The organism is Bacillus sp. CH140a_4T (assembly GCF_008923725.1).
Taxonomy (GTDB): Bacteria; Bacillota; Bacilli; order Bacillales; family Bacillaceae_G; genus Bacillus_A.
In genome coordinates, this window is sequence record NZ_WBPF01000013.1 from 596,261 (window position 1) to 623,242 (window position 26,982).

The following is a 26,982-nucleotide window of genomic DNA, read 5'->3' on the forward strand; positions in this document are numbered from 1 at the left end:
CCATAAGAGACAAACCTTTTTCAAATTAAAAAACGGCTGTCTTACAAATCTGTAAAACAGCCGTCCTCCGTTTGACTCTTAACTAAAAATTTCTTTTACTTTCCCGACAACTATATCTGTTCCAAACCTTGTTATTTCATAGGCAACACTTGCTATCGCCATACCCATCCCTTCTACAACATTAAAACTTCTTAAACTTTCTAATTGTTTTTGTTTTTCAGTAGCGGAAAATGAACCCTCCAAAATTTCTGATTCAGCAGCCTCACCTTTTGTTCCTGTCATATGAGCGATTTGTTCATACGACATTTGCTGATAACCTTTCATACTTTTCAAACCATGATTAGCAAGTGCCACCCCTGCTATTATCATAAGTAAACATAAGGCCGCACTACATATACATAAAAGCGAAAAGCGGCTTAAACGATTATCGTCTCTTCCCATCAATGTGTATATGCTCCGGTATTATCTTGGTCAATTTGATGATGCAAGGCTGCATTTAAACCACTCGCTATTACATTTGCCATATCTTCTATGAATGCATCCACTTCTTTCGGAGTCACCATTAAATTATGGCCAAGAGGAGATAACACTTCATAAATTAATTTTCTCTTCTCTTCATCTTCCAGTGTACCTACAGCACCTAAAAACATATTCCGACTCTTTTCATCCGGCATATCTTCTTCTGTTAATTTTTTCTTTTCTCCAAATGTAAAACCAGCTGGTAACAAAGAACGGGAAGGTTTGTTTCCTTCTTTCATCTCCCGTCCAAAATGTTTCAAAATAAAATCAATTGTATCGCTTGTAATCGAAACTGCATCAACCACAGTCGGAACACCAATCGCGATAACAGGAATACCCAATGTTTCTTTACTGAGTTCCTTACGTTTATTCCCAACACCCGATCCTGGATGAATTCCCGTATCAGAAATTTGTATCGTACTATTTACTCGTTCAATAGAACGGGCAGCTAATGCATCAATTGCAATGACAAAGTCTGGCTTTGTCTTCTCAATAATTCCATAAATGACATCGCTCGTTTCGATTCCTGTAATTCCCATTACCCCCGGCCGAATTGCACTAACAGGTCTAAACCCTTCTTCTACACTTTCAGGCTGCAATTGAAACAAATGTCTCGTTACCAATACATTTTCTACAACTATCGGCCCAAGCGCATCTGGCGTGACATTCCAATTCCCAAGACCAACAATTAAACAACTCGCTTCCTTCGTAACGCCAACTTCTTCTAAGAAATAAGAAAATTCTTTTGCAAAAATGCGCTCTACTTTTTGTTGCAATTCCGTATCTTGTTGACGTATACCTTGCACTTCAAGCGTTAAATAACTCCCAGGTTTTTTTCCCATCGATTCAGAGGCAACTTCATCAATCGTTACTTTCGTAATAGTAACACCTTCTTCTTCCCTCTCTTTTACAATAACTCCTTGTATCCCTTTTTGCTCTTCTTGACGCTCTTGCAACATTTGATGAGCCTCTACAGCAAGGTCAGTTCTAACGCTATATTTACTTAAATCTAATGGTTCTTTCATCGTATCGCCTCCGTAATTCATAGTAAATATCGTTAGATTTCCCAAAGTTATATAAGGTCATTCTTTCCTTTACGTGAAATTTCATTGATATACTATTGCAATTCTCTTCACCGTTTGATAGAATATCACTTGTTCTATGTTAAGAATCGAGTCATTCGATTGCACCAGGGAGGTGAAAAGTATGGCAAACATCAAATCTGCTATCAAACGCGCTAAACTTAGCGAAGAGCGTCGTTCACATAACGCTTCTATCAAGTCTGACATGCGTTCTGCTGTTAAAACTGTAGAAGCTTTAGTTACTAATAACGATCTTGAAAATGCTAAAGAAGCTTTCAAAACTGCTTCTAAAAAACTTGACAAAGCAGCTCGTAAAGGTCTTATCCACCAAAACGCTGCAGCTCGTCAAAAATCTCGCTTAGCGAAACAAGTAAACGCGTAAGGCGTTTAAAAAACGATCCATTTGGATCGTTTTTTTATATACAAAAAAGTTCACGTGCTTAGCACGTGAACTTTTTGTTTCATCACATATGATTTAACCGCATTAAGAAAAACTCAAGCACAAGTTTCTTATCCATTTTTCCTGTCTTCATACTATAATCAGCTTCCGCTAATTCTATAATCACTTTTTTTAATTCTTCAAAAGAGAAAAACTTCGTTTGATTCATCGCTAACTTTACACGATATGGATGCACACCAATATGAGACGCAATTTGATTTTGTCCATAACCACGTTGCTGTAACTCTTTCACTTGATAGAGCAAGCGGAATTGACTTACTAATAATGCAAGCAGTTTAATGGGTTCCTCTTGCTGCGTAAATAATCCATCCAAAATTTGCATCGCACCCGCGATATCTTTTTTCACCACTTTTTCTGTCAAAGCAAACACATTTTGTTCAACCGATTTTGGCACAAGTTCTGCAACGAGTTTCGGTGTAACCTCTCCGCCCATACCGACGTATAACGTTAACTTGTCCATTTCCTTCGCCAACATCGTTACATTACTTCCCACAAGCTCTAACAACAAACTAACAGCTGCATTATCAATATGTACATGCACTTCATCTGCACGAGCAACAATCCACTTCTGAACATCCTGCACTTGCATCGCATTCGCTTCTACTACATCCGCTGTTTTCTTTAATAGTTTTGTAATTTTTTTTCGTTCATCAAGTTTTTCGTAAGGCGCAACAAAAACAAGAATAGAAAATGGAGAAGGCTCCCCAATATATTCTTCTAAAATTTTTATATTTTGCTCTAATTTTTGTTTTTGTGAAGTTAAAAATAGTGGTGATTTTATTAATATCACTTTACGTTCTCCGAAAAAAGGAAGTGTACGTGCATCCTCAACCACATCTTCTAAATACGCTTCTTCTAAATCATATGTCACAACATTAAACTCGCGATCTTCCTCTTCAAGCGCTTCTGTTGTAATAAGCTTTATCGTTTCATTTATAAAAAACGCTTCCGTTCCATATAGTAAATACAACGGAACAAACTGCTTCTTTTTAATCTTTTTATGTATATCACTCATACTTTTTCCTACTCCCTAACTTGGCAATATATATTTATACTAATGCCCTAGCTTTTGTTTTACAAGTACAAAGGAACAGGCTGTATAACCCGTCCCTTTATTTATATTAAACGCCACGCAATAAGCCCCGGGTTTCTTATTGGTGTGCGGTAATCACCTTCCCTTTATTATTCACAATAAAAATTCGAGTATAAGTGCCAACTGTTAACATGCTTGGAAACAAAAAACTCACGTTACTTCATGATCTAAAAGTAGTAAAAACGCTCTATTTCTCTTCATATGGAAATTGTAGATTTTTTTCTGACAATATTTTATACTAAAGTGGAATGTTGGGGAGGGATTCTAAATGAATGATTTTGAACAAAATGTTCAAAGTAAACGCAATGACGCTATTGATTCAGGGGTAGGATTTATCGTCTCATTTGGTTTTTTCGCAACACTTTTCATCATTGCAACTGTTATTAAATTTATCGGTTCTTAAAGACTGCTGCTTACTGGCAGTCTTCTTTTTTATCTATTATGTGTTTCATCATATGTGATTTTGCTACGAAAGGTTCCCCTTTCCCCTTTAAAAACATAGGAAATAGCACCTTGCTTATCCGTGCGCCATATTTCAATCCCCATCTTCTCAAAACGCTCTATAACTTCCTTATGAGGGTGCCCATACCTATTACGCTCACCGGCAGAAATAATCGCTATATTAGGCTGTACGATGCTCAGAAAAGGCGCTATAGACGACGTGTTACTCCCGTGATGAGCAACCTTTAAAACATCCGCCCGTAACTCTGGATACGCCGCTACTAAAAAATTCTCTCCTTCTTCTTCTAAATCACCTGTAAATAGCCACGTTATCCCTCCTAACTTTGCCCACACTACAATTGAAGCGTTATTTTCACTTCTTTCCTTTCCTGTTGGAGCTAGTACGAAAAATTCCGCTTCATTTACGCCCCAACTCTCTCCTTCTCCCACTTCTCTTATTTTCACTTTCTTTTCTAACGCCTGTTTCTTTACTACTTTTTCTAATACTGGATCTTGTTCCTTTCGGCCAAATACGACTTCTTTTACGGTTATATTTGATAATAACTCTTGCGCAGCACCTATATGATCCGCATCGCCATGCGTTACGATTAATTTATCGATTTTTTTAATACCTTCCTTTTGTAAATACGGAATCAAAATATCATTTCCGACAGAAAATTCATGCTTTTTTAGTTGCCATTCTTCTTTGTTTACACGAATTGTTCCACCAGTATCAATGAGGTAAATCTCTTTATCGTACGGGAGACGGATTAATATCGCATCTCCCTGTCCAACATCAAGAAATGTAACACTTCCGCTTTCTCGAAAATACGGATATACATAATGACATGTACTAATAAATAGAAATATACCTGAAGCTATACACATAATTCCCTTCGACATTCGCCTTTCCCAAACCATCAATATACTAATAATACTCACGCAATATAGGGCTACAAGAAGTAGAGGTGTTTGCCCGAAATTAAGACGGATAAATGGCAATTTTTCACAATAACTTAAAAAATCATTAGAAAGATTCAAACCTATTGATAGTACATTCGCAAGTCCTTTTGCAAGAAATGGGACGATCGGTATACATACCAAAATGATAATACTACACGGCAATACAATGAGAGATAAAAACGGAACGTATAGGATATTAAGAAAAATACTATATGGAGAAAAATAACCGAAGTGATATAACAAAATTGGAGTACTAACGAGCTGTGAAATAAAAGAAATATAAATAGAATTTCGGATTACTCCATTACTATTCTCTAGTAAAAGCGGGGCAGATAAAAGTAAAGCAAAACTACCAACGAAAGAAAACTGAAAACCAATATTAAACACGAGATATGGATCAAATATAAGCATACATATAGCTGTTACACTTAAAGCATCTAAGCTAGATAAACGAATAGAACACATAAAAGCAATCAACATTAAAACACCTGTTATAGAAGCTCTTATAACAGACGGTGACGCTCCTGCTAAAATCATATATAGAGGAATACAGAAGATAAGACATACTGTCGCTACCTCCCTCGTCACACCACTTCTTAGCAAAATAAAATACACGATCACCATTAACAATACGATATGCGATCCTGAAATCGCCAACAAATGTACAAGACCAAATTGCTGATATTGCTCTTCAACTTCATACGTCATTTGTTGTCTATCACCAAATACTAATGCATTCATAAAAGCACCTGATTGCCCTGGAAACATTTCTGTAATGCCCGAGATCGCTTGCTGCCTTAAAAGAAGGATCCATTGCACGAGTGACAATGATGTTTTATGGCATTCAGAAATATATGTAGCCTCCAATATGAAATGAATATTTTGCTTATACAAATAATCACGATAATTAAAACCATGAAAATTCCGAGCTATTGGCGGTTCTTTCCTCTCACCTTCGAATACACATGATGCTCCTGCATGTAATCGTCGCAGTTGTTTCTTTTCCGAGGCTGATTTAATTTTGTAACTTAACTGCACTATATTTTTATACTGATCTTCAACTTGAAATGATAGGCGATCCCCGTTAATAAGAGGTGTATTGTATATCACTCCTCTTGTAGCTTCGTAGGACTCTCCTAGAGGCTTATTTTGCCCTTGAATATACATAGTGTACATAGCGCCACTAAAACACGCTATCATACAATAAAGGAAGGTTTTACGCGAAGTACGATACAAACAAAAGAAAACATATAGAACAAGACAACAAATCAGCAATAAAACCGAAGAGGAGAAGGCAATTGCAATCCCTATGATAAATGAGATTGCAACATAGCCCCATTGTCCTTGCAATTCATACTCACTCCTTATAGCATCATTTTTGCTTTCGTGAATACATACTGTAATTCTGCCATTGATAAGTTTTCTTTTTCTAAAGATGCAAATAGTTCTTTTAACTCCATATGACGCTTTTGATCCTCTAATGCTGCAATATTATATTCTAGCGGAACGTGTTTCACTGTTACATTCGCTTTTTCAAATAACTCTACGGCATATGGATGATTTTTATAATCCTGCGCATAATAAACTGCTGTAATACCACTTTGAATAATCGCCTTACAGCATTGTAAACAAGGGAAATGCGTAACATAAATTTCCGCTTCCTCCGTTTTTACACCAAACTTTGCACATTGTAATAAAGCATTCATTTCTGCGTGAATTGTACGAACACAATGATTATCAATAACGTAGCATCCATCATCTATACAATGTACACCACCTTTAATTGAACCATTATATCCACCAGCAATAATTCGTTTATCACGAACGATTGTCGCTCCTACTGCAAGCCTTGTACATGTACTACGTAAAGATAGCAGATGGCTTTGTGTCATAAAATATTGATCCCATGAAATTCGTTCCATATTTTTCACCTACTTTTTTGTCTACTTGTAGTGTAGCGAATGAAGAAAAACTTCGTCAATCTTTTACGGAATAATAATTTGATCTTTTATTTTTTCCAATGACTTCACACCGATCCCATCAATCTCTAACAAATCCTCTATTTTCTGAAAAGGACCATGTTCTTCTCGATATTTCAAAATACTTTCTGCTTTCCGAGAACCAATACCTGTAATTTTTTCAAGTTGTTCTTTAGAAGCTGCATTTATTTGAACTTTCCCCTCTTCCTTTGAAACAGCAGCTACTTCTTGCACTTGCTCGCTTTTATTCGGTACATAAAGAATCATTTGGTCTTGTACCATTTGTGCTAAATTTACCTTCATCCTGTCTGCCTCGGGCAAAAAACCACCTGCCTTCTCAATAGCATCCTTGACCCGGTCCCCTTCTTTCATTTCATACACTCCCTCTTTAACAACAGCCCCTTTCATATCAATTACAATTATTTTTTTCTGCTGCTTTGTATCCGATATTTTCGGTTTACTTTTTTTCTCCATCTCTTTCGCTTGAACATCCGTTACAATGATCGATTGCTCTGTATGCTCGTTTGTTTTCCAGAAAAGAAGAAAAAGTACAGTTCCAATAATAGCTACTAATCCTAACCATTTCTTTGGAAAATCCCACATCATTTTTCACCTCTAATCATAAATTTATAACATCATTCATATTGTTTAGGAGAAAGCTGTTACGAAGGAGGGATGAAACATTGAACATAGGAATTATAGGGACAGGGAACATGGGGAATATACTAATCGACGCATTTTTAGAAACCCGTGCTGTCAAACCTTCGTGCCTTACAATCATTAATCGAACGCCCGCCAAAGCATATCATATAAAGGAAAAATACCCTTCTGTTCATATAGCCAAAACTATTGATGAGGTAATCGAACGATCACATCTTATTTTTATTTGCGTAAAGCCGATAGATATATACCCGATCCTACAAAAATACGCCGAACATTTTTCTGATGAAAAGTGCTTAGTTTCTATCACAAGTCCAATATCTCCATCACAATTAGAGACACTTGTACCTTGCCACGTTGCCCGTATTATTCCAAGCATTACAAACCGCGCCCTGTCTGGCGCATCACTATTTACGTTTGGAAGTAAATGCTCTGAAGAGTGGCAACAAAAACTATTTCGCCTATTCAAAAAAATTTCTACTCCCCTTGTAATAGAAGAAGATATAACGCGCGTTTCATCTGATATAGCAAGCTGCGGCCCTGCATTCTTTAGTTATTTATTACAAGGTTTCATTAACGCTGCTGTAGATAAAACAAATATTACACATGAAGAAGCCACTACTTTAGTAAGTGAAATGGTCGTTGGAATGGGGAAATTACTTGAAAAAGGGATTTTCACATTGCCTACTTTACAAGAAAAAGTATGTGTGAAAGGCGGCGTTACAGGAGAAGGTATTCGTGTTTTAGAAGAACATGTTGGAGATATGTTTCATAAATTAATCGAGCGGACACACGAGAAATTTGATGAAGATTTAAAATGCGTTGATCAGCAATTCAATAAACACACATAATAAATACGTCATCGTCATTCCAATTCCTTTTTATAAATACTTACTTTTTTACATTACATTTTCACTTAAACTAGTATTTTCACACTTCACGTATATCATCTTCTTATTATTCTAGAACAAAAATTACAGCTTCTTTACAAAACAAAAGCAACCTTCTCGGTTGCTTTTGTTTTACCCGTTTTTCTTCGCCATGAAGAAAATACGTTCTGTTTGTTCGGTAACTTCAAGTCTCTCAAAGTCACCAGTCACGCGAAGCACTGTAAAACCAGCTTCTTCAAGCCATTTCGTTAACTCTTCAACCTGATATGCACGTTGCACGTGACATTCGTCAAAGCGATGGTACACATCTTCTTCTGGGTCTTGAACAAAGAATGTTAAATCATGTTCTACACTATTTGATTCTTCACCAGGGAAGCAATTCCAAATAAGAGATATTTCTTCTCCATTCACTGTGTATGTTTCATTTTGAAATACATGATGTATTTTATATAAAGAATGTACATCAAATAAAAACAAACCATCTTGACGTAAATGGTGAAACACTCTTCGAAATGTTTCTTGCACTCCATCTTCTTGCAATACATAATTTAATGAATCACAAAAGATAGTTACACAGTCAAACTCACCCGGAACATCAAGCTCTCGCATGTCTTGTTGGTAAAAAGGAATAAAATATCCTTCTCCGCCTAATTTTTGCTGAGCGACCGTTAACATTTCTTCTGAAAGATCAACACCGATTAAATCGTAACCCTTTTGTACAAGCGGAAGTGTTACATTACCAGTACCGCATGCTACATCAAGAATCTTCGCCTCTTTCATATCCGCTTGTTGTAAACTTTCCTCTGTGAATTCCACCCATTTATCATAAGGAACATCATTCATTAGTTCGTCGTACAACAATGCAAATTGTTCGTATTTCATTGGTCTAGCTCGTCTGTAATATCCTCACGCGGCACATCGCCCCAAAGACGCTCTAAGTTATAGTGATTACGCTCATCTTTATGGAATACATGAGCAACTACATCTCCAAGGTCAACTAATACCCAGCGTGCTTCGTCAAAACCTTCCATACGTTGTACGTCGATTTGGAACTCATGTGCTTTTGATTTAATTTCACGTGCAATTGCTTGCACTTGCTTATCTGAGTTACCGTGACAAATAATGAAATAATCTGCAATTGGTGAAATACCTTGCATATTTAGGACAACCATATCTTCTGCTCTCTTATCATCAGCCGCTTTTGCTGCTAATACTAATAAATCTTTATCGTTCATTTACTAATTTCCTCCTTGATAACTGCGTTGTATGTTTGGAATGTTAATGGATAAATCGTTTGATTTTTTTCCATTAAAAATTGAATTGTTCGCTTTAACGCAAATAATAAAGCTTGATTTATATCCGCATATGCGAGTTTACGAGCTTCCTCCACCCCTGGAAACTTTCGCCCAGGCTCAATGTAATCAGCTACATAAATTACTTTATCTAACATCGTCATTTTCTCATGACCACTTGTATGATATGTAATAGCTTGCAGGATTTCAGGATCCGTAATGCCTACTTCTTTTTCTACTAAGTATGCCCCAACAGGTGCATGCCATAACTCTTTGTTATAACAAAGTAAATCTTTCGGCAAATCTTCACTTTTAATAATCTCTTCCATCTCAGAAATCGCTCTACACTTCGCATAATCATGGAATATAGCCGCAACTTCAGCCTTTTTTTCATCCACACCGTATAACTTAGCAAGTTCAATTGCTGTCTCCATTACACCAATTGTGTGTATATAACGTTTTTCATGCATTTGTTGTTTGACAATATGAAGTGCTTTCTCACGATTCATACAACCCATTCCTCTCGATATATACCTGTACTTTTTCAGGAAGTAAATATTTACATGTTTTCTTCACTTTATATCTCTCACGCAATAAAGATGAAGAAACTGCAAACTCCGGAATTTCCACAGTGGTGATAGGATAAGGTGTACGCAATGTATAACCAGGTCTTGCAACCCCAACAAACGTTACAAGATCAAGTAACGCTTCAATGTTATACCACTTTGGTAAATACTCAACCATATCTCCACCAATAATAAAGTGAAACTGCACATCCGGATACTTCTTCGTCAATTGTAACATAGTGTCATACGTATAAGATGGGCCCTTCCTGCTTAGCTCTTCTAAACAAATAGAAAAATGTTCCTCTGCCTCAGTCGCAAGCTCTAACATTTGCAAGCGATTTTCTACACTTGTAATATTCCGCCCTTGTTTATGCGGTGGAATTTGGTTCGGTAAGAACCATACTTCTTCTAAATTCAAAGCATGATATACTTCATTTGCAATGAGCAAATGTCCATAATGTGGCGGGTCAAATGTACCGCCAATGATGCCAATTTCCCTCAAAAGAAACGCCCCTTCCTTTTACGTACAGCAACTCTCTTCATCCCTATCCGAAGAGAGTTCACTGTTAATAAAAGTTCAATTGGTTTCGCTCTCTACATCATTACGTACTAACGATAAAAAATAGCATATGCTAGTCTTTTTATCGTGGAAGTTTAATTTGTTTATTTTCTCTAGATTCTTTGTATAAAACGATTGTACTTCCAATTACTTGAACGATTTCAGCACGTGCGCCTTTTGCAAGTTCTTCTGCAACTTCACGACGATCAAATTCACAGTTTTGTAGTACGCTCACTTTAAATAGTTCACGAACTTCTAATGCTTCTCCAATCTGCTTCACCATATTTTCATTTACGCCACCTTTTCCAACTTGAAAAATCGGTGTTAAATGATGTGCCTTGGCACGTAAAAATCTTTTTTGTTTTCCTGTTAACATATATGTTAGCCTCCAAGCTTTCTTATAACTAATTGTTTCATTCTATCGATATTCGGTACACGTCCTGTCCACATTTCAAATGCAAGTGCCCCTTGATAAACAAACATATCAATACCATTTTGAATCATTGCACCTTGCTCGTTTGCCTCACATAAAATTTTCGTTTCAAATGGATTATAAATTATATCTGATACAATCGTTCCTTTTTTTAACGAAGAAATTTGTAATGGCGTATGTTCGACACGTGGATGCATACCTATTGTTGTCGTCTGAATGATAATATCATAATTTCCTTGTTCTTCTGTTGCTTTTTCTAACGGTAAAGCAACAGAATTAACATGAGCCGTACATGCAGCAATAAGTTCTTTCGCCTTATCTACTGTACGATTAGCTACATCAATCTCTTTCACACCTACATCAGCAAGAGAAAAATAAATAGCTCGACTAGCACCACCTGCGCCAAGCAATAAAATACGTTTCTCTTGAAGTGGTTCACTACTAACTGCCTGCAGCGCTCGGACAAAACCAATTCCATCTGTATTATAGCCAATCAATTTTCCATCCTTATGAACCACTGTATTTACTGCACCAATTTGTTTTGCTAGCGGGTCAATCTCATCCAAATAATCCATAATAGCAACTTTGTGCGGAGTTGTTACATTAAATCCTGAAATACCTAATGCTTTTAAACCTCTTACTGCTTCCCCTAGCACTTCCTCTTTAACAAGAAATGCATGATAATGGGCATCCATATTCAAGTGTTCAAATGCATCGTTATGCATAACGGGTGATAATGAATGTCCAATTGGATTTCCGATTACACCATATAATTGTTTCATAAATCCCTCTCCATATTAAATTAAAGATTTACGTAGCGAAACACTTACTCCTTTTGGTACGTGTGCAACAATTTTTGCTCCCGGTTCGTTCACAGTAACCCATCCTAATCCAGAGAATACAACATCCGTTTTTGGTTCACGAATATTAAATTCGTATTTCACTAGATCTGGCATATTTGCTAATTCTTCTGGTGTTGGCGGGCTTAGTAAATCCCCAGCATGATTTTTAAACAATTCATCTGCTTTCTCAAGCTTTGTACGATGGATTGTTAAACGATTCGAGAAGTGACAAGTAAATGCACGACGACCACCACTTACATAATCAAAACGTGCCAATCCACTGAAGAATAATGTTTGTTCTTCATTTAATTGGAACACCATCGGCTTAATTTCTTTTGTTGGTGTAATAAGCTTTAAGCTTTGTTTTCCAACATAATGAGCCATTTGATGGTGGTTAATAATACCTGGCGTATCATATAAAGAAGATTCTTCGTCTAACGGAACATCAATTAAATCAAGTGTTGTTCCTGGGAAATGAGATGTTGTAATTACATTTTCAGTCTCATCACTAAATTCTTTAATCATACGATTAATAAATGTTGATTTTCCTACATTCGTACATCCTACAACGTAAACATCTTTTCCGCCGCGGTAATACTCAATAGCATCTGCCAGTTCAGCAATCCCTTGCCCTTTCTCTGCACTAATTAAAAAGACATCTTCTGGCTTTAATCCTAGCTGCTTTGCACTATAGCGCATCCAATGCTTTACTTTATCATGTTTTACTGACTTAGGAATTAAATCAGCTTTATTTCCAACAAGTAATACTTTATTATTTCCCACGAAACGATGTAAGCCAGGTAACCAGCTACCATTAAAATCAAAAATATCTACAATCTTAACTACTAACGCATCTGATTTTCCAATTCCATTTAGAATACGTAGGAAGTCATCATCTGTTAATGATACATCTTGAATTTCGTTGTAATGTTTCAAGCGAAAACAGCGTTGACAAATTACTTGTTCTTTCTCTAAAGATGAGGTAGGAGCATATCCCACTTCGTTTTTATCTTCTGTTTGAATTTCTACACCGCAACCAATACATTTAATTGTTTCAGTCAAACTTTATTCCTCCCAGTTAATTAAACCTTTTTTCTTCATATTTCTCATAATTCTTCGTTCAATTTTTCGATTAAAGCGCGTTACTAATCCGTCCGTTTGTGCTACCGGTACAACTAAAATTGTATGAAGTCCCACTCGGTTTCCACCTAACACATCCGTTAGTAACTGATCCCCAATTACTACAACTTCATCTGGTTGCAGATGCATCTCTTGTATCGCACGCTTAAATGCACGAACAAATGGTTTACGCGCACTATGAATAAATGGAATACCTAATGGATCAGCAAAGTCTTTCACACGTTGCTCATTATTATTTGAAACGACCGTTACTTGAATGCCTTGCTCTTTCATTTCCAAAAACCATTCTTCAAGTTGCGGCGTTGCATTTGGACGATCCCATTCAATTAAAGTGTTATCTAAATCAGTAATAACACCTTTAATTCCACGTTTTTTCAAATCTTCTGGTTGAACATGATATACATTTTTCACATATTCATTTGGTAAAAATAACTTCAATTTCTTTCACCTCTTTGAGGAGTTTTCATAAAAATTTTTCGACAACATATTTCGATATATAACCTGTGGATAAAATTGTACACATTTTCCACATTAATTTTTCAGTCAATTTGGAATTTACTAACATTCTATACACATTTTATCCACCTAGGTATGTGGATAACCACCCGTTTGTGACTGTCATATTTTTTTGGTACATTAAATGCAACAACGAATCAATCCTTATATTATTAGGAGGTGACTCACCTTGAAAACAAAACATATGGAACAGTTATCTACTGAGTTACTCACTGAGTCTTATTATAAAGCAAAAGAACTAAAATTAAATCCCGACTTCATTTTACTTATAAAACAAGAAATGATTAGACGCTCATTAGAGGACAAGCTTGTCAAATCGTCTTGATTACATATAAAGTGAAATTTTAATGAGCTAACTTGTAAAAAGAGCCATCCTGCGATGGCTCTCGAATAAACAAGTACTCCCATCTAGGGAATTTCATCATTAAGCATCTTTGTCCATAACTCTTGCTTACAGTTATAAAATCTTTTCTTTACTTATGGGCCAATCGAGTAGCAATTTTTTCACCAAGACGAAGCTCTTGCCCACTCTTCAAATTCTGCACTACTTCTATCATATCTTTTTCAAACAATAACACAACTGTTGAGCCAAATGTAAAGTATGCCATTTCTTCACCTTTTTGAACAGTACTTCTTTCATGCAAAAGCTCAATACTATTAACAAACATAGCTCCTACTTTTACAAGCGCCATATGTTCACCGTCACTATTTACTTCTGTAACAGAGCGATAATTTTTTGATAATGGCTCTTTCCCGTATTCCATACCAGCTGCATTTACCGGATATGATTTTCTACCAAGTACAAACCTTTCAGTCACAGAACCAGAAAGCGGGCTATGAATACGATGATAATGACTTGGGCTTAAATAAATAACCATGTATGTACCACCTGCATATCGCTTTGCACGTTCTTCATTACCTAGCATATCCACGATCGAATAACGCTTGCCTTTAATATCAAATGTTTTTGTGTCCTCAATAGGACCGTGATCAGCAAAAACACCATCAACAGGACTAACGATACTCGATGCACCTGTATCAACACTACGCTTTCCTTCTTTTAGCTTACGCGTAAATAATTCATGCAATGTTCTATATTCCTTCAAACCCTTTTCCATCTCATCTTGATTAATTTGAAAAACTTTCGCATACGATGGAATAATGATAGAGCTCAAACGAGATTGTGCAAATTTACGTAATATATAAGAAGTAAAACGACCATTTGTAAGTTCGATCATAAGTCGATATAATGTACGTCGCAAATTGCGAAACCTCCTAATCAGCCTATAACTTTAGCTTCCCCTTCTTTTCCTTCTATATCATATGTAAAATTGGTTCTTATTTCCACATATCATATAGAACTGTTTCATTGATACATGCGGAAAACTAAGTATGGTATTATTCTTAAATTGTTTAGCACCCTCTAATATTACAGATAGAATCCGTCATTTTCAACAGTGAACATGGATTTCTTCTGAACACAACTCTTTTTCTTTCCTTATTTACAAAAAGAAAAGCAGCCCATTTTAAAATATGGCTGCTTGCAATGTACATTATTCTTTCGCTTTTTTCTCTTTCTCTGCTCTTACAAATTCATGGAACATTTTCATTAAAGCACGCTTTTCAATTCTTGATACGTAGCTTCTCGAGATACCGAGTGCCTTTGCGATCTCTCGTTGCGTTTTCTCTTTATCAAGCCCCAGTCCAAAACGCTTCACGATTACTTCTTTCTCCCGTTCGTCTAAAATATCGATATACTCTTTAATCTTTTCTAACTCCATACTAAGCTGAATCATATCAATTACATCTTCAGACTCTGATTTTAATATATCAATAAGCGATATTTCATTCCCCTCTTTATCTTGCCCGATCGGGTCATGAAGTGAAACGTCCTTTTTCGTTTTCTTTAGTACACGTAAATGCATCAAAATTTCATTTTCAATACAGCGTGCTGCATACGTCGCAAGTTTTGTGCCTTTTCCTGCCGAATAGCTCTCGATCGCTTTAATAAGCCCTATTGTACCAATTGAAATTAAATCTTCTGCATCTTCCCCTGTGTTTTCAAACTTCTTAACGATATGAGCTACAAGCCGTAAATTATGTTCAATTAACAAATTCCTCGCTTGAGCATCACCTTGCTCCATTAACTCTAAGTACTTTCTCTCATCGTCTGATGATAACGGTTGCGGAAACGCATTGTTCTTTACATAAGAAACAAAGACAAACACTTCTCGAACCATATATCCAATTGCGGCGAATAGACTCAAACCTTTCACCTCCGCCAAAATAGTGGTCTTTACTATGTGTATGTGGGCGTAAGGTTGTTTGTGTCTGTACGATATCATTCCAACATCTTTTTAAGCATAATTCTTGTCTCACGAAGCTTTGCTACGTATACTTTAACAACAGATAGGAGGGGGAAATGTGAAACATTTTACTACCTTCTTGTGCATAAGTAGCTTGTAAGAGATGAACTCCTTGTACGCTCTTGCAAGCTGCTTGTACTACAAGGAGGGATTACAAATATGAGATTTGAAAGAACACGTGCTTTTACGCGACACCAACGTCAACGTACAATGCGCCGAAAGATGAATATTGCAAAACACGCCTGGGGATATACTCCTGAAATTGCCGGTATTTTTGCGAAAGGAAAAGTCCACTGTTCTTGCGGAATGTGTACAACAAAGTGGCGAACAGAAGGACCACCTGCTAGTGTACAGAAGTGGTTATACAAAATTGATACATACGAAGAATAATCGTTCTTTCTAAAAAAGGTCTTCTCTCGAAGACCTTTTTCCCTATTGAAAAGCTTATTTGCTCCAAATTTTCTTCCCTGTGTTGGCATCAATATAACGCAGTTCTCGACTACAATCGAAGGATTCTTTATAATTTTCATCCGTTGTTTGTTTATACAATAATTTATATACCGTTTCTTCTGCATCATTATCTATGTCCCATTCTAAATTAATTCGGATGGCCTCTTTGTATATTTGTAACGCTTTTTCTTTTGTTACTTTTGGTGTTGTTTCATATGTAAGCAATTCTTTTATAAAGTTGCTAGATTCTCCAGAGTAGTGTATCACAGCACCATTTTCCGCATTTATATTGACCATAAATTGCTTACACTCTGCTGGAATACCATTCACATATACGGAAAAGATAAACCTTTCAATTCCATCTTCTGTTGCTTCACGTTCTTCCCAAAGACGTAGATATTTTGTGACATCTGGAATAACTTGTTCCAAAAATTGAAGTGCTTTTTGTAAACATTCCTCTCTAGACAATATTTGCTTTACTTCTTTATCGTCTGTCAGTTTTATAAAACCAGTTAATTCATTGGTAGATTTATCAACCGTAATGCCAAGTAAATTATTATATTTTAACATCGGTAAATGCTTCTTAAAAAATTCATTCATTAAATATGGATTTTTTTCTTCTTTGTGTTTCTGTAATTCCTCTTTCGGAACAAATTTCATCCTGATTTCATCATCATTTTCCGTCTCAGCTACTTTTGTAAAACTTTCTTTATCCCAGTCAAACAAATCGAATATATCATCTTTTCGGCTACCTTTTTTCAGTTTTTCAACAGCTATAGTTGGAGGCCACTTATAGTGATCCGATCCAAACAAATCTTTACCTGTACTTGCTTTAATAAACGCATGGCTAGGTTCTGGTTCATATACAAGATGGTACCCTTTTACTTCCTCTCCATTTTCATACTCACATGAAGAGTATGTTAAATCCACAAATACAAGTCTCATATCTTGTCTAGCTTTCAAATTTTCTAAGACGACGTTCTCTTCAACGATTTCACTTGGCCATAACGGTTTTTTCTCGATAGCTTTTTGTCCATTATAACGAAAATGCACAACATTACCTGAAGAATGAACTCGCACAACACACCCTGTATTTGGCAATGGGTATCCATTCACTTCTTGCATATAATTTACTTCTTTCCAACCGCGCCTGTCGTCCTTAACAGTTACATATGTATAAAATTCATATCCTTCTTTTGTATATTTTTTTAAGAATACATTTGCAATCTCTCTTGCTTTATTCTCCTCTATCGCTTCCTTACCACTCGAAAAAGAATTTTCATCATCTATACTAAATTCAATTACATTACCAGTATGTCTATTCAGCGTAATTTGTATCGTTTTCTCCTCGTCCTCTTTATGCTCCCACCATAATAGATGATACGGGTCATCCACGCCTTCTTGATCATCTACAACAAGACTATAATCATCTGGAATGTCAATCATATGAGCCACTTGCTCTTTTCTTTCTTTATCTTTTTGATTCATCATACCTCTCCTTTATTACAATTTAAGGTAATTATAACAAACAAAACCAAAGAACTATAAACAAAAAAGACTAGAGATATCTCTAGTCTTTTACTTTGTCTCACGATGTAGCGTTACTCGCTTTAATCGCGGACAATATTTTTTTAGTTCGATGCGCTCTGGATTGTTTCGTTTATTTTTTTTAGAAATATAATTACGATCACCGCACTCTGTACAAGCTAATGTAATATTTACACGCATATGTAGTTCTCCTTTCTTTCAAAGATCGCAAACTAAAACGTAACGATTACGATTTATATGTTATATAACTTTATTCTCTTTGTCAATTGCAAAAAAAGACAAAAATCTGAAACAATTAGTTCATACGAAATTCACACGAATCTATTAATATAGGAATTGTACATAGTGAACTTATTAACAATCACGTTTATTTATATAGAATTTTAATCGAAAGGAGTTGAAAGTATGAAAACTAAATATCGTTTTATGATCTCATCATTTGCTGCTTGCGCCTACATGATTTGGTGTTTAGTATAATAACAACCTCACTTGTAAATAGGAAAAGGTGTGTATATAAATGGAATATAATCAATCAACAGTTAACTATTGGAAAGCTTTTGTACTACCATATACATTCGCTTTAGAAGAGTTAAAAACTAAATTTGAAATTATGAACCGGGAAGCCCAATTTTTAGAGGATTACAACCCGTTTGAACATATAAAAACAAGATTAAAACAGCCTGAAAGTATTATTAAAAAGCTTGAACGTAAAAATTTATTACCGACAGTTGAAAATGCGCAAACACATTTACAAGATATCATCGGCATCCGTATTACATGTTGCTTCGTAGAAGATATTTATCATTTAAAAGAAGTCATTCAAAAGCGTGAAGATATGGAAATCATAGAAGTAAAAGATTATATCGCTAATCCAAAGGGAAACGGATATAAAAGTTTACACATGATTATTAAATATCCTTTATCACTGAATTCTGGTACAAAAGATGTATTTGCAGAAATCCAGTTACGTACGCTAGCAATGGACTTTTGGGCAAGTTTAGAACATAAACTTTACTATAAATATGAAGGGAAAATACCTGAGTATTTAAAAGATGAACTTCATGATGCGGCAATGAAGGCTGAAGATCTTGATAATAAAATGGCAACAATCCGCCAAGATATTGATGATATCGAAGCATGTTCAAATCAAATTCTGTTACCACTATAAAAAAGGTTCTCTCCAATGAGAACCTTTTTTTCGCTATTTACGGGCAGTAAGACTCCCTGATTAAAGGTTCACGTTATTTTTTCCCTATCGTACGAACTTCTTCAATTTTCCAGCCATCCTCTTCTTTTCCAAGTGCATACTGTACATTTTTCTGAAGAGTGACCTCCCCCTCTATTTCCTTTTCCTTTGTTTCAACTACCACATACCCTTCTTTACTAGCTTTCATGTCTATATGTTCCAATTGAATTTTCTTATTTCCCTTTTGAAAAGCTGCTTCTTTTTGTGTTTTTAAATCTTCAGCACTAGGCATCTTCTTTGAGAATAACTCCATATGTTCAGCAAGATTTTTTTCATTTGTCGTCTGTACAAATTTCTCCATAACATCTTGAATCGATTTCTCTTCTTCTTTCGTTATTTGTACCTTTTCCTCAGTTTTTGTAGTAGTAGATTTTTGTTCTATATGATTCTCCTTGGATTGACATCCAACTAGTAATAATACACCTATTAGAAGGGATCCTATTCCCCTGAAAAAAGAACTCATCTTCCCATCTCCTAAAAAGAAAAGTGAGGCATTTCGCCTCACTTTCATTGATAATTAGCGTCTCCCTTTATTCGGATCGCCACCGCCAACTATATCAAAGACACGTTTAGCGATATTTGTATTCTCTTGAACGCCAGAGAACAAGTATTTACCTGGGCCAAATGCATATACATTTACATCTTCCCCTGTATGTCCACCTGTCGTCCAGCCTGTAACCGAACGTTTATTGAAAATATCTTCAATCGCATTATCAATCTTTGTTACATCTTTTGAAGGAGCTATATCATTTACCGCTTTAATTTCTTCTGGTGTTAACTGTAAATCAATATATTTTTTCAATGTTTCTTCTACATTTGCACCTTTTGCAATCTCATTTGCCATGAAGTCTGGTGTGCGTTTTGCAGCTTTAATTGGATCTACTTTAAAGTTATACTCGCCATTCGCACCTAATGATAATCCACCAGTAGCGTGGTCTGCCGTTGCAACGACTAACGTATTTTTATCTTTTTTCGCAAACTCAATCGCTGCTTTAAATGCTTTTTCAAAGTCTTCCATTTCACTCATTGCACCAACGATATCATTATCGTGTCCAGCCCAGTCGATTTGACTTCCTTCAACCATTAAGAAGAAACCATTTTTATTTTTGTTCAAACGTTCAATTGCTGCATTTGTCATTTCTTCTAATGAAGGTGTTTTATCGGTACGGTCAATCATTTTATCTAAACCGCCTGGTGCAAATAAACCTAGAATTTGATCGTTTTTATCATTTAACAATTGATTGCGATCAGTCACATAGCTATAACCAGATTTCTTAAATTCTTCTGTAAGATTGCGATCTTTTCTAACAAAGTTATTTACACCGCCGCCAAGCATAACGTCTACTTTATGCTTCCCTTTAATTTTTTCATCAAAATAATCATTTGCAATTGCGTCCATATTTTTACGACTAATGTCATGCGCACCGAAAGCAGCTGGTGTTGCATGTGTAATTTCAGAAGTAGCAACGAGTCCCGTTGATTTCCCTTTTTCTTTCGCTTGTTCAAGAACAGTTTTCACTTCTGCTTTATCATTATCAACTGCAATTGCTGCATTATATGTTTTAATTCCTGCTGACATGGCTGTTGCTGCTGATGCAGAGTCTGTGATATTTTCATGTTCATCTTCCGGATATGTCTTTTGTGTTCCTACAAGATGTTTATCAAACTCTGTAGATTCCATCTCGAATGTTTTTGGATTATCTTTCATATAACGATGAGCCGTCATGTATGAAGGGCCCATACCATCTCCAATTAACACAATAACATTTTTAATCTTCGCATTGCTTCCGCTCTCATCTGCATTTACTTCACTAGAACGTGTAAAATTCCATGTTGCCACCGAAGTAACTGCTAACGACGCCACAACTGCAAATGGCCATGCTTTTTTCACAAACTTTTTCACTGTCTTGTCCCCCTAATTAGGTTATTCATTTCCCACTATCAAATTTAATGGAAGACTATTAAGAGAAAATTAGTTATATGTAAATTTTTTGTTAACTTATGTAAATATCAGTTATAATTTGTATAAGTTTGTCTGTTCATATCAACCATCTTCCCCTTTACAATCGAAATATAAACTAGTTGGATTTCATTTAACGTAAATCTCTTAATTAACATTTTCAATCTACTTTTATGAGAATTAATAGAAATGTGGTGAACATTTATGAAAACAATAAAGCTAGATGAATCTTTTATCTTTGATTTACTCGACCTTTGCAAAGCTATTGGATGGTTACAAGATAAAGCATTTATGAAAAAACAATTCGAAATGTACCTTTCTCTCGGCACACTTATCGGTTATATACATGAAAATAAATTGATTGCAGCTGGAGGAGTATTTCCTTTTAAAAATAGTTTTTCTACGATTGGCATGTTAATCGTCCATCCTAATTTTCAAGGCCGAGGCATCGGGCGGATTTTGCTAACTCGTTGCTTAGCACACACTCACCCAAAACAACCAATTGCACTTATTGCAACAAAAGCCGGCGAGCCTCTTTATACATCATGCGGATTTCAAACAGTAACGACGATTCATCGTTTTGAAAAACAAACTACTAAGACACATATTACTCCTACACAACAAGTGAAAGAACAAGATCTTGTATCACTTATTTCTCTCGATCAAATTACAACTGGTGCGAATCGTTCTTTACTTTATTCATCGCTATTACCAAGAACGAGCCATTCTTTTAAAATTGAGAGAAATAACTGTATAGAAGCTTTTTCCTTATGTATACAAAAAGGTAATATATTATGCGTCAATCCACTTATCGCAAAGCGAGAGAAGGATGCTATTCAATTATTCAAGAAAATCTGTGAATGTTGGAGTGGCACAGTAAGGATTGATGTCCCCCATTCACAATTTTCATTTCGTCAATTTCTTCAAACAGAAAATTTCCAAGAAACACTCCTTTCACCTCTTATGACGAAAAATGGTAGTCAACTTCCTGGAAATCGTAACATGCTATTTGCTATGATAGATACAGCGTTATGTTAGAAAGGGGACACCTCATTGAAGCGATTTAGCTATTTTATGGTAGGTTGTCTTACTCTTACACTATTAGTAGGATGTAGTGCAGCAGAAAAGCCAGTAGAACAAGTAAAACAAGTTAAAAATACACTTACAGCGAAACTAGCTACCGAGGAGAAAATGGTAGAAATAGATGGTCAAACCATTTACTTTAAGAAGATTGGTAATGAAAAACCACCTTTACTTATGATCCATGGATTTGGAGGATCTTCAGATGGTTTTCAAAAGATTTATTCAGACTTAGCAAAAGATCATACAATTATTTCTGTAGATGCTTTAGGGTTCGGGCGCTCATCTAAGCCGATGGATTTTTATTATTCTTTCCCAACCCATGCAAATTTGTATTATAAATTAATGAAAACACTAGGTTATGATTCATTTGCAATACTGGGACACTCAATGGGTGGAGAAATCTCCCTTAATTTAACGTATTTATATCCTGAAGCCGTTACTCACCTTATTTTAACTGATGCTACAGGCGGTCCGCATACACTCGTTAATAAACAAGGTTCACCAAAACCACAATTGTCGACCGATTTAAATACCGTCTCTGCTATTGCAGATTACGATGAGAGCAAAGTGAAATTTAAACGTAATGATGAAGAGCATTACAATAAAATGAAATTATGGCCTAGACGTCTTCAAATCAATGCAAATGAATTGAATCAACCAACCTTAATTATATGGGGAAGAAATGATAGTAGCGTTTCTTGGAAAGAAGGAGAAACGTATCATCAATTCTTAAAAAATAGTACTTTCCATATTATCGAAAAAGGTTATCATGCACCATTTCGTCAAGAGCCACAAGAATTTGTAGGTTATGTAAAAGAATTCTTTAAGAACAATCCAATGAAAGTTGAAAAATAACATAAGCGGGTATCTCATTTTGAGATACCCGCTTTCATATATTAAGCAGCTTGCTTTTGGCGTTTTTGAGTTTTTGATCCTAATACTTTCGGAATAACGAAACCATCTATTCCAAATTTACCAGCATTCATACCAGAGACTAGAACGAACATTGATAGAATAACCATTTCAGGGTTTACACCAATTGACCCACTAAGCATATAGGAAAAGTTCATTACAAGGCCGAAAAAGACCGCTGTTTTTGTTAAACAGCCTACAATTAAACCAATTCCGACTAAAATTTCGCCCCACGTTACAAGTGTATTAAACAAATCTACATTTGGAATTGCAAAATCTTGTAAAAATGATGCCCACCAAGATTGAACAGCCGGTTGTGCTCCTTTAGATTTTTCAATTGCCCCTTGTAAATAACCGGTTGCATCGAACCCTTTTCCTTGTAGTTTACCTATTCCAGCCATTAACCATGTGTAACCAAGATACACTCGAATTACTGCTAACACAAAAGAAACTGCTTTGTTTTCTCTTAAAAATTGAATAACCATATCTTCCTCCTAAGGTTGTAATTAATTTAGTTACAGATAATATAATAACATTAGTTACTTATTTTTTAAATGTAAATTACGAAAAATTTGTGACGAACATAAAAAATATTGAATACTAATGTATAGTAACTTCTATTACCCGTAAAAACTTGAACATATCATACCATAAGTGATAATGGTTTTCATTGAAGAAAATGTAAAAAAAATGTGAGTTAAATGTGAAACACGTTTATTCGAATATAGAATAAACGTGTTTTTTCTATTTATAGAATTGAAATGTACGTGTCTCCTCATCGATTAATTTCGCCTCTTGAAAAGCCTCTTTTAACGTTTTTTCATGGTTAATAAGCCCGTAAAATAAGCGTATTGTAAACATAATTGCTGCATTCCCGTCTACATAATCTATCGATCCAATATACGATTTCGCTCCACTACGTAAAAAAGATTCTGCTAGTTTTCGCTCCCCTAACGTACACCCACTATTTACAATATGTGTATTATGCAATTGTGCATATTTATAAATTTCTGCTGCGCCAAAGTATCCTCTCGGTTCATCTTGTTCATATACATCTTCACCTAACTCTTCCATCACAAACTTTCCTTCCTCACCATGAAAGCAAAAGACAACATAATCGATATCATTATATAAACCCTTTCCAGAAAGAATATCGATGAACTCTTTCGGTCTACCAATCCAGTATGTTATAACTTTTGCTCCAAAATATTCAAGCGATGCTCGGATTGATTGCGCCTCTAAATCAGAGTTAAAGCCAACTACTATTGCAACATTCAACATACACCCTCCATCCTATCATTAGATCTCATCAATCAAACTTGTAAGGGATAGATCCATTTCATATATACCCGTTTCTTGCAAAAAATCAGATCTAGTTAAAACGACTTTCTGTAAATATTGCCTATATGCTGTAATTGTCCCATCGTGAGATACAATGCAAATTCTTTCAGCCCCCAGTTCATAACACCAGAGAAGAAATTCATCTACTATTTTCCGAAAACGATTCTCTGAAATAGTATTTATACCTTCCGTCCATAACTGCTTATTTTTAGTTTTCTCTATCGAAAAATGTGGAAATAAATTTGTTATTATTCCCTGTTCTACTATGTGATCACATGGTAATGTTTTCGCTCCTTCTCGATAAGGAAAAATACGTGGGGATACATATGTATAGACGAGCTTTTGACAGGCTACTTTCTCACTCCATATTGTTGCCGTTTGTAAAGTTCTAAGTGTAGGGCTAGCAATTAATATATCTGTTTCTTGTAATGGCACATTGTATTGAAGTAATTTAGCCTGATTCCTTCCCTCATCTGTTAATGACGGATGCAACACTTGTAAACTTACCGGCAAATCTTTTGTATGTTCTCCTTCACCGTGCCGAACAAAGACGAGTTTCATATCCATCCTCCTCTCTCTATGAAATCCTTCAACATAATTTCTTCCCTATCTCATCCATTATTCCTGCTATATGCAAAATGGGTATGTAAAAAAAATTTAACACAATGAATTAGAAAATATTACAATTATATATGTAAAATACTTTTTACACGAGAGAGGGGAATCATAAATATGAAATGGATAACCATCTTAATTGGAATGATCATATGGGTATATATAAACGGATTTTTTAGTAGTGATAAAACTGCTAATCCTTGGATTACAGATGATGAACGGGAAACAAAAATTAAGCAGAAAGCAATTATTGCAAGCTGGTCTGGTGTTTTTATGTTTTGTATCATTAACCTCTTAAACAAATGTTTAGGTTTAGAAACGAGCAATGCGTCACCTTACTTACCACCTTCTGTCGCAACTATTTTAAAAGAAAACGTAGAGCTACAAATTTTATTTATGCTATTTATTACGTATGGCATATTTTACGTATACTATCGAAGAAAACTAAGTGCTTAACTTTTATTTCATGATTATCCTCCTAAATGGTTATAGTAATTAGGACGAAATGAAAGGAGCGATATAAAAATGAGTAACTCAAATGATTTTTTAGATACATTGCATGAAAAACAAGCAAAAGATGAACAAAACAGAAAGCGTCAAGGGAACGGAAACCCAGCGAAAAAAAAACCAAATAAAACACATAAATAACAATAAAAAAACGTGCCTAAAATTATCTTTTAGGCACGTTTTTTATTCTTCTTTCACCGAAATAACATTTCCCCAATTCCATTTCTCATAATACCACTCTGGTACATCTATATTTTCAATCAACTTCTTTTCTTGTTTTCCATCACTATTTGCAACCCATACATTTGCTTTCTTTCGGTCTGAACGTATCCATATTAATTGATTGCTCTTCTTCATGAATATTGGATGATAATCACCTTGCTTATGAGGTGGCTTTGTGATTTGATGTTGTTCGTCGCTTGTACTATCGATCTCATATAAGGATGGCAGTGGCCTTTTCTCCGGCGGAGTTTCTATCCCTGCCTCTTTCGCGCGTGAAACGATAATTACTTTATCATTTTTCCACGCAAAATCCCAATCGACATATCCTTTCGGCGTAAAAGTGTTCTGCTGAAGTGCCGGCAGTTCTTTTACTTTTAAATGTTTATTCTCTAGCGCAACTCTCCCGCTTCCTTCAATATAAGCTAATATATTCTTGCCTGGCGCCCATTTGAACCATTGTGTGTTTAATAACATTTGATCTATCTTTTCAAACCGGCTGCCATCTGCTCGAACTAAGCAAAGCGTATTACTATCAGCTGACCATGAAGCTGTCGGTACTGCTAAAAATGAAATCCACTTTCGATCCCGTGACCATTCAAACCCACTTGCAACTAACGCTAGAAAATCATCATGCTCATTTGGTAATGCGTACAAATGCTTCATTTTATGAGGATTCATATGTGCATCTTTTTGCACTTCATACAGTTGTGCTCCTGTCCATCCCGTTGGAAGCAAGTGTGCTTCAGAAGATACAAGAAACTTCTTTCCATCAGGGTACCATGCATAATCACCTACACCAGCTGATACATTTTCAAAATCCGCATTCTTTTTTTGAACGTCAAACGTATTTAACGTATTCGCAAATACAAATGCAATTATATTCTCTTTCGGTGACCATTGAAAATTCGATACTTCAGATTGCAATGGCCTAACTTTCTTTCCATCTTCCAGTTGGTACAACTCCAAGGTGCTTTGCTTCTTTCCTTTAGCATAGGCAATCCATTCTCCATCATGAGACCATTTCGGTCCTATTATGTACTCACCTTTTGTTATTTGTTTTTCCTTCCCATCAATTTTAATCCAAAGGTCATGGTGACGGATAAAAGCAACTTTCACCCCATTATTTTCTGCACTGGTACTAAAAATTGAAGATAAAAAAATGAATAAAGCCACACTACTACTCACGATAATTTTTTTCATACGTTCCTCCATTTTTCTTATAGCATTCCTCATATTCCGCTTACTATATGTGAATTTCGCTCCGTATTAATTGCACAGTTGTTGTGAATTTATACCC

General features: G+C 35.6%; 34 protein-coding genes. 10 read left to right on the forward strand and 24 right to left on the reverse strand.

The genetic code is table 11. The annotated features are described in order from the left end of the window. Window positions 1-78: 78 nt before the first annotated feature. Both F8162_RS11850 and gpr read right to left on the reverse strand, forming a co-directional pair. Window positions 79-441, reverse strand: a complete 363-nt coding sequence (locus tag F8162_RS11850) for a YqxA family protein (RefSeq protein ID WP_151633881.1) — start codon at window positions 439-441, stop codon at window positions 79-81. Beyond that, window positions 441-1,544, reverse strand: coding sequence for a GPR endopeptidase (gene gpr, locus F8162_RS11855; RefSeq protein ID WP_151633685.1), 1,104 nt, complete (start codon window positions 1,542-1,544; stop codon window positions 441-443). The genes F8162_RS11850 and gpr overlap by 1 nt, the downstream gene beginning before the upstream one ends. A gap of 181 nt (window positions 1,545-1,725) precedes the next feature. Between gpr and rpsT the strand changes: the two genes are divergently transcribed. Beyond that, window positions 1,726-1,983 (forward strand): 30S ribosomal protein S20, encoded by a 258-nt coding sequence (gene rpsT / locus F8162_RS11860; protein ID WP_001274014.1) that lies wholly within the window; start codon window positions 1,726-1,728, stop codon window positions 1,981-1,983. Window positions 1,984-2,065: 82 nt separating this feature from the next. Here the strand turns inward: rpsT and holA are convergent, their stop codons facing one another. After that, a complete protein-coding gene (gene holA, locus F8162_RS11865) occupies window positions 2,066-3,076 on the reverse strand; it encodes a DNA polymerase III subunit delta (RefSeq protein ID WP_151633683.1) in 1,011 nt (336 codons plus the stop codon). A 346-nt stretch (window positions 3,077-3,422) separates the two neighbouring features. Here holA and F8162_RS11870 point away from each other — a divergent pair, with 346 nt between their 5' ends. Then, window positions 3,423-3,557, forward strand: coding sequence for a YqzM family protein (locus F8162_RS11870; protein WP_000997609.1), 135 nt, complete (start codon window positions 3,423-3,425; stop codon window positions 3,555-3,557). Window positions 3,558-3,586: 29 nt separating this feature from the next. Here F8162_RS11870 and F8162_RS11875 read toward each other — a convergent pair whose 3' ends face one another. The 3 genes from F8162_RS11875 to F8162_RS11885 all read right to left on the reverse strand — a co-directional run bounded on the left by F8162_RS11875 (window position 3,587) and on the right by F8162_RS11885 (window position 7,143). Continuing rightward, the gene (locus tag F8162_RS11875) at window positions 3,587-5,908 is read right to left on the reverse strand and encodes a DNA internalization-related competence protein ComEC/Rec2 (RefSeq protein WP_151633681.1); all 2,322 of its coding nucleotides are present in this window, start codon (window positions 5,906-5,908) and stop codon (window positions 3,587-3,589) included. A gap of 14 nt (window positions 5,909-5,922) precedes the next feature. Continuing rightward, entirely contained in the window at window positions 5,923-6,480 is a 558-nt protein-coding gene (locus tag F8162_RS11880) for a ComE operon protein 2 (protein ID WP_151633679.1), read from the reverse strand. Between the two features lie 63 nt (window positions 6,481-6,543). Next, the gene (locus tag F8162_RS11885) at window positions 6,544-7,143 is read right to left on the reverse strand and encodes a helix-hairpin-helix domain-containing protein (RefSeq protein WP_151633677.1); all 600 of its coding nucleotides are present in this window, start codon (window positions 7,141-7,143) and stop codon (window positions 6,544-6,546) included. Between the two features lie 77 nt (window positions 7,144-7,220). Here F8162_RS11885 and comER point away from each other — a divergent pair, with 77 nt between their 5' ends. Beyond that, window positions 7,221-8,048 (forward strand): late competence protein ComER, encoded by an 828-nt coding sequence (comER, locus tag F8162_RS11890; protein WP_151633675.1) that lies wholly within the window; start codon window positions 7,221-7,223, stop codon window positions 8,046-8,048. Between the two features lie 171 nt (window positions 8,049-8,219). On the opposite strand, the gene F8162_RS11895 is transcribed toward comER, so the two are convergent. The 8 genes from F8162_RS11895 to F8162_RS11930 all read right to left on the reverse strand — a co-directional run bounded on the left by F8162_RS11895 (window position 8,220) and on the right by F8162_RS11930 (window position 13,357). After that, a complete protein-coding gene (locus F8162_RS11895) occupies window positions 8,220-8,969 on the reverse strand; it encodes a class I SAM-dependent methyltransferase (RefSeq protein WP_000873069.1) in 750 nt (249 codons plus the stop codon). Then, window positions 8,966-9,322 (reverse strand): ribosome silencing factor, encoded by a 357-nt coding sequence (gene rsfS, locus F8162_RS11900; protein WP_061677276.1) that lies wholly within the window; start codon window positions 9,320-9,322, stop codon window positions 8,966-8,968. The genes F8162_RS11895 and rsfS overlap by 4 nt, the downstream gene beginning before the upstream one ends. After that, window positions 9,319-9,888 (reverse strand): bis(5'-nucleosyl)-tetraphosphatase (symmetrical) YqeK, encoded by a 570-nt coding sequence (yqeK, locus tag F8162_RS11905; RefSeq protein WP_151633673.1) that lies wholly within the window; start codon window positions 9,886-9,888, stop codon window positions 9,319-9,321. Before yqeK ends, rsfS begins: the two co-directional genes overlap by 4 nt. Beyond that, entirely contained in the window at window positions 9,878-10,447 is a 570-nt protein-coding gene (gene nadD, locus F8162_RS11910; RefSeq protein WP_151633671.1) for a nicotinate-nucleotide adenylyltransferase, read from the reverse strand. The genes yqeK and nadD overlap by 11 nt, the downstream gene beginning before the upstream one ends. 139 nt (window positions 10,448-10,586) lie before the next feature. Continuing rightward, on the reverse strand, window positions 10,587-10,880 hold the full coding sequence (gene yhbY, locus F8162_RS11915; protein ID WP_016086221.1) for a ribosome assembly RNA-binding protein YhbY: 294 nt from the start codon (window positions 10,878-10,880) through the stop codon (window positions 10,587-10,589). Between the two features lie 5 nt (window positions 10,881-10,885). Next, on the reverse strand, window positions 10,886-11,719 hold the full coding sequence (aroE, locus tag F8162_RS11920; RefSeq protein ID WP_151633669.1) for a shikimate dehydrogenase: 834 nt from the start codon (window positions 11,717-11,719) through the stop codon (window positions 10,886-10,888). A gap of 15 nt (window positions 11,720-11,734) precedes the next feature. Then, complete coding sequence (gene yqeH, locus F8162_RS11925) at window positions 11,735-12,841, reverse strand: ribosome biogenesis GTPase YqeH (protein ID WP_151633667.1); 1,107 nt, start codon at window positions 12,839-12,841, stop codon at window positions 11,735-11,737. A gap of 3 nt (window positions 12,842-12,844) precedes the next feature. Further along, window positions 12,845-13,357 (reverse strand): YqeG family HAD IIIA-type phosphatase, encoded by a 513-nt coding sequence (locus F8162_RS11930; protein WP_151633665.1) that lies wholly within the window; start codon window positions 13,355-13,357, stop codon window positions 12,845-12,847. Between the two features lie 247 nt (window positions 13,358-13,604). Between F8162_RS11930 and F8162_RS11935 the strand changes: the two genes are divergently transcribed. Beyond that, entirely contained in the window at window positions 13,605-13,760 is a 156-nt protein-coding gene (locus F8162_RS11935; protein WP_000850097.1) for a sporulation histidine kinase inhibitor Sda, read from the forward strand. Window positions 13,761-13,908: 148 nt separating this feature from the next. Here the strand turns inward: F8162_RS11935 and F8162_RS11940 are convergent, their stop codons facing one another. Both F8162_RS11940 and sigK read right to left on the reverse strand, forming a co-directional pair. Further along, window positions 13,909-14,697, reverse strand: coding sequence for a phosphatidylserine decarboxylase (locus F8162_RS11940; protein WP_151633663.1), 789 nt, complete (start codon window positions 14,695-14,697; stop codon window positions 13,909-13,911). A 291-nt stretch (window positions 14,698-14,988) separates the two neighbouring features. Then, window positions 14,989-15,702 (reverse strand): RNA polymerase sporulation sigma factor SigK, encoded by a 714-nt coding sequence (gene sigK / locus F8162_RS11945; RefSeq protein WP_000051382.1) that lies wholly within the window; start codon window positions 15,700-15,702, stop codon window positions 14,989-14,991. A gap of 258 nt (window positions 15,703-15,960) precedes the next feature. Here sigK and F8162_RS11950 point away from each other — a divergent pair, with 258 nt between their 5' ends. Further along, the gene (locus tag F8162_RS11950) at window positions 15,961-16,191 is read left to right on the forward strand and encodes a hypothetical protein (RefSeq protein WP_151633661.1); all 231 of its coding nucleotides are present in this window, start codon (window positions 15,961-15,963) and stop codon (window positions 16,189-16,191) included. Between the two features lie 54 nt (window positions 16,192-16,245). On the opposite strand, the gene F8162_RS11955 is transcribed toward F8162_RS11950, so the two are convergent. Beyond that, window positions 16,246-17,739: a YcdB/YcdC domain-containing protein gene (locus F8162_RS11955; RefSeq protein WP_151633659.1), complete on the reverse strand. Its 1,494-nt coding sequence runs from the start codon at window positions 17,737-17,739 to the stop codon at window positions 16,246-16,248. A gap of 90 nt (window positions 17,740-17,829) precedes the next feature. Next, window positions 17,830-17,979 carry a 50S ribosomal protein L33 gene (rpmG, locus tag F8162_RS11960; RefSeq protein WP_001265617.1) on the reverse strand — a complete coding sequence of 50 codons (150 nt, stop codon included), beginning with the start codon at window positions 17,977-17,979 and terminating at the stop codon, window positions 17,830-17,832. Between the two features lie 337 nt (window positions 17,980-18,316). On the opposite strand from rpmG, the gene F8162_RS11965 reads away from it, so the two are divergent. Beyond that, window positions 18,317-18,967 carry a GTP pyrophosphokinase family protein gene (locus F8162_RS11965; RefSeq protein WP_000456212.1) on the forward strand — a complete coding sequence of 217 codons (651 nt, stop codon included), beginning with the start codon at window positions 18,317-18,319 and terminating at the stop codon, window positions 18,965-18,967. 73 nt (window positions 18,968-19,040) lie between these two features. Here the strand turns inward: F8162_RS11965 and F8162_RS11970 are convergent, their stop codons facing one another. Both F8162_RS11970 and F8162_RS11975 read right to left on the reverse strand, forming a co-directional pair. After that, window positions 19,041-19,508, reverse strand: coding sequence for a hypothetical protein (locus F8162_RS11970; protein WP_151633657.1), 468 nt, complete (start codon window positions 19,506-19,508; stop codon window positions 19,041-19,043). A gap of 54 nt (window positions 19,509-19,562) precedes the next feature. Then, the gene (locus F8162_RS11975; protein WP_000714923.1) at window positions 19,563-20,948 is read right to left on the reverse strand and encodes an alkaline phosphatase; all 1,386 of its coding nucleotides are present in this window, start codon (window positions 20,946-20,948) and stop codon (window positions 19,563-19,565) included. A gap of 261 nt (window positions 20,949-21,209) precedes the next feature. Between F8162_RS11975 and F8162_RS11980 the strand changes: the two genes are divergently transcribed. Further along, complete coding sequence (locus tag F8162_RS11980) at window positions 21,210-22,043, forward strand: GNAT family N-acetyltransferase (RefSeq protein WP_151633654.1); 834 nt, start codon at window positions 21,210-21,212, stop codon at window positions 22,041-22,043. 15 nt (window positions 22,044-22,058) lie between these two features. Next, the gene (locus tag F8162_RS11985; RefSeq protein ID WP_151633652.1) at window positions 22,059-22,943 is read left to right on the forward strand and encodes an alpha/beta fold hydrolase; all 885 of its coding nucleotides are present in this window, start codon (window positions 22,059-22,061) and stop codon (window positions 22,941-22,943) included. A 41-nt stretch (window positions 22,944-22,984) separates the two neighbouring features. On the opposite strand, the gene F8162_RS11990 is transcribed toward F8162_RS11985, so the two are convergent. From F8162_RS11990 to F8162_RS12000, 3 genes are all read right to left on the reverse strand, one after another. Further along, window positions 22,985-23,485 carry a DoxX family protein gene (locus F8162_RS11990; RefSeq protein WP_000236605.1) on the reverse strand — a complete coding sequence of 167 codons (501 nt, stop codon included), beginning with the start codon at window positions 23,483-23,485 and terminating at the stop codon, window positions 22,985-22,987. Window positions 23,486-23,744: 259 nt separating this feature from the next. Continuing rightward, window positions 23,745-24,281, reverse strand: a complete 537-nt coding sequence (locus F8162_RS11995; protein ID WP_151633650.1) for a delta-aminolevulinic acid dehydratase — start codon at window positions 24,279-24,281, stop codon at window positions 23,745-23,747. A gap of 18 nt (window positions 24,282-24,299) precedes the next feature. Further along, the gene (locus F8162_RS12000; protein ID WP_151633648.1) at window positions 24,300-24,902 is read right to left on the reverse strand and encodes a histidine phosphatase family protein; all 603 of its coding nucleotides are present in this window, start codon (window positions 24,900-24,902) and stop codon (window positions 24,300-24,302) included. Between the two features lie 171 nt (window positions 24,903-25,073). Here F8162_RS12000 and F8162_RS12005 point away from each other — a divergent pair, with 171 nt between their 5' ends. Beyond that, window positions 25,074-25,412 (forward strand): phosphoglycerate mutase, encoded by a 339-nt coding sequence (locus F8162_RS12005; protein WP_151633646.1) that lies wholly within the window; start codon window positions 25,074-25,076, stop codon window positions 25,410-25,412. A gap of 69 nt (window positions 25,413-25,481) precedes the next feature. Next, window positions 25,482-25,604: a DUF4023 domain-containing protein gene (locus F8162_RS12010; protein WP_000071861.1), complete on the forward strand. Its 123-nt coding sequence runs from the start codon at window positions 25,482-25,484 to the stop codon at window positions 25,602-25,604. A 42-nt stretch (window positions 25,605-25,646) separates the two neighbouring features. On the opposite strand, the gene F8162_RS12015 is transcribed toward F8162_RS12010, so the two are convergent. Further along, a complete protein-coding gene (locus F8162_RS12015; protein ID WP_151633643.1) occupies window positions 25,647-26,885 on the reverse strand; it encodes a TolB family protein in 1,239 nt (412 codons plus the stop codon). Window positions 26,886-26,982 lie beyond the last annotated feature (97 nt).

Coding starts and splice junctions, on each gene's coding strand:
- F8162_RS11850 (WP_151633881.1), bottom strand. CDS start 441: ATGGGAAGAGACGATAATCGTTTAAGCCGCTTTTCGCTTTTATGTATA.
- gpr (WP_151633685.1), bottom strand. CDS start 1,544: ATGAAAGAACCATTAGATTTAAGTAAATATAGCGTTAGAACTGACCTT.
- rpsT (WP_001274014.1), top strand. CDS start 1,726: ATGGCAAACATCAAATCTGCTATCAAACGCGCTAAACTTAGCGAAGAG.
- holA (WP_151633683.1), bottom strand. CDS start 3,076: ATGAGTGATATACATAAAAAGATTAAAAAGAAGCAGTTTGTTCCGTTG.
- F8162_RS11870 (WP_000997609.1), top strand. CDS start 3,423: ATGAATGATTTTGAACAAAATGTTCAAAGTAAACGCAATGACGCTATT.
- F8162_RS11880 (WP_151633679.1), bottom strand. CDS start 6,480: ATGGAACGAATTTCATGGGATCAATATTTTATGACACAAAGCCATCTG.
- F8162_RS11885 (WP_151633677.1), bottom strand. CDS start 7,143: ATGATGTGGGATTTTCCAAAGAAATGGTTAGGATTAGTAGCTATTATT.
- F8162_RS11895 (WP_000873069.1), bottom strand. CDS start 8,969: ATGAAATACGAACAATTTGCATTGTTGTACGACGAACTAATGAATGAT.
- rsfS (WP_061677276.1), bottom strand. CDS start 9,322: ATGAACGATAAAGATTTATTAGTATTAGCAGCAAAAGCGGCTGATGAT.
- yqeK (WP_151633673.1), bottom strand. CDS start 9,888: ATGAATCGTGAGAAAGCACTTCATATTGTCAAACAACAAATGCATGAA.
- yhbY (WP_016086221.1), bottom strand. CDS start 10,880: ATGTTAACAGGAAAACAAAAAAGATTTTTACGTGCCAAGGCACATCAT.
- aroE (WP_151633669.1), bottom strand. CDS start 11,719: ATGAAACAATTATATGGTGTAATCGGAAATCCAATTGGACATTCATTA.
- F8162_RS11950 (WP_151633661.1), top strand. CDS start 15,961: ATGAGATTTGAAAGAACACGTGCTTTTACGCGACACCAACGTCAACGT.
- F8162_RS11955 (WP_151633659.1), bottom strand. CDS start 17,739: ATGAATCAAAAAGATAAAGAAAGAAAAGAGCAAGTGGCTCATATGATT.
- rpmG (WP_001265617.1), bottom strand. CDS start 17,979: ATGCGTGTAAATATTACATTAGCTTGTACAGAGTGCGGTGATCGTAAT.
- F8162_RS11965 (WP_000456212.1), top strand. CDS start 18,317: ATGGAATATAATCAATCAACAGTTAACTATTGGAAAGCTTTTGTACTA.
- F8162_RS11970 (WP_151633657.1), bottom strand. CDS start 19,508: ATGAGTTCTTTTTTCAGGGGAATAGGATCCCTTCTAATAGGTGTATTA.
- F8162_RS11980 (WP_151633654.1), top strand. CDS start 21,210: ATGAAAACAATAAAGCTAGATGAATCTTTTATCTTTGATTTACTCGAC.
- F8162_RS11990 (WP_000236605.1), bottom strand. CDS start 23,485: ATGGTTATTCAATTTTTAAGAGAAAACAAAGCAGTTTCTTTTGTGTTA.
- F8162_RS11995 (WP_151633650.1), bottom strand. CDS start 24,281: ATGTTGAATGTTGCAATAGTAGTTGGCTTTAACTCTGATTTAGAGGCG.
- F8162_RS12000 (WP_151633648.1), bottom strand. CDS start 24,902: ATGAAACTCGTCTTTGTTCGGCACGGTGAAGGAGAACATACAAAAGAT.
- F8162_RS12005 (WP_151633646.1), top strand. CDS start 25,074: ATGAAATGGATAACCATCTTAATTGGAATGATCATATGGGTATATATA.
- F8162_RS12010 (WP_000071861.1), top strand. CDS start 25,482: ATGAGTAACTCAAATGATTTTTTAGATACATTGCATGAAAAACAAGCA.
- F8162_RS12015 (WP_151633643.1), bottom strand. CDS start 26,885: ATGAAAAAAATTATCGTGAGTAGTAGTGTGGCTTTATTCATTTTTTTA.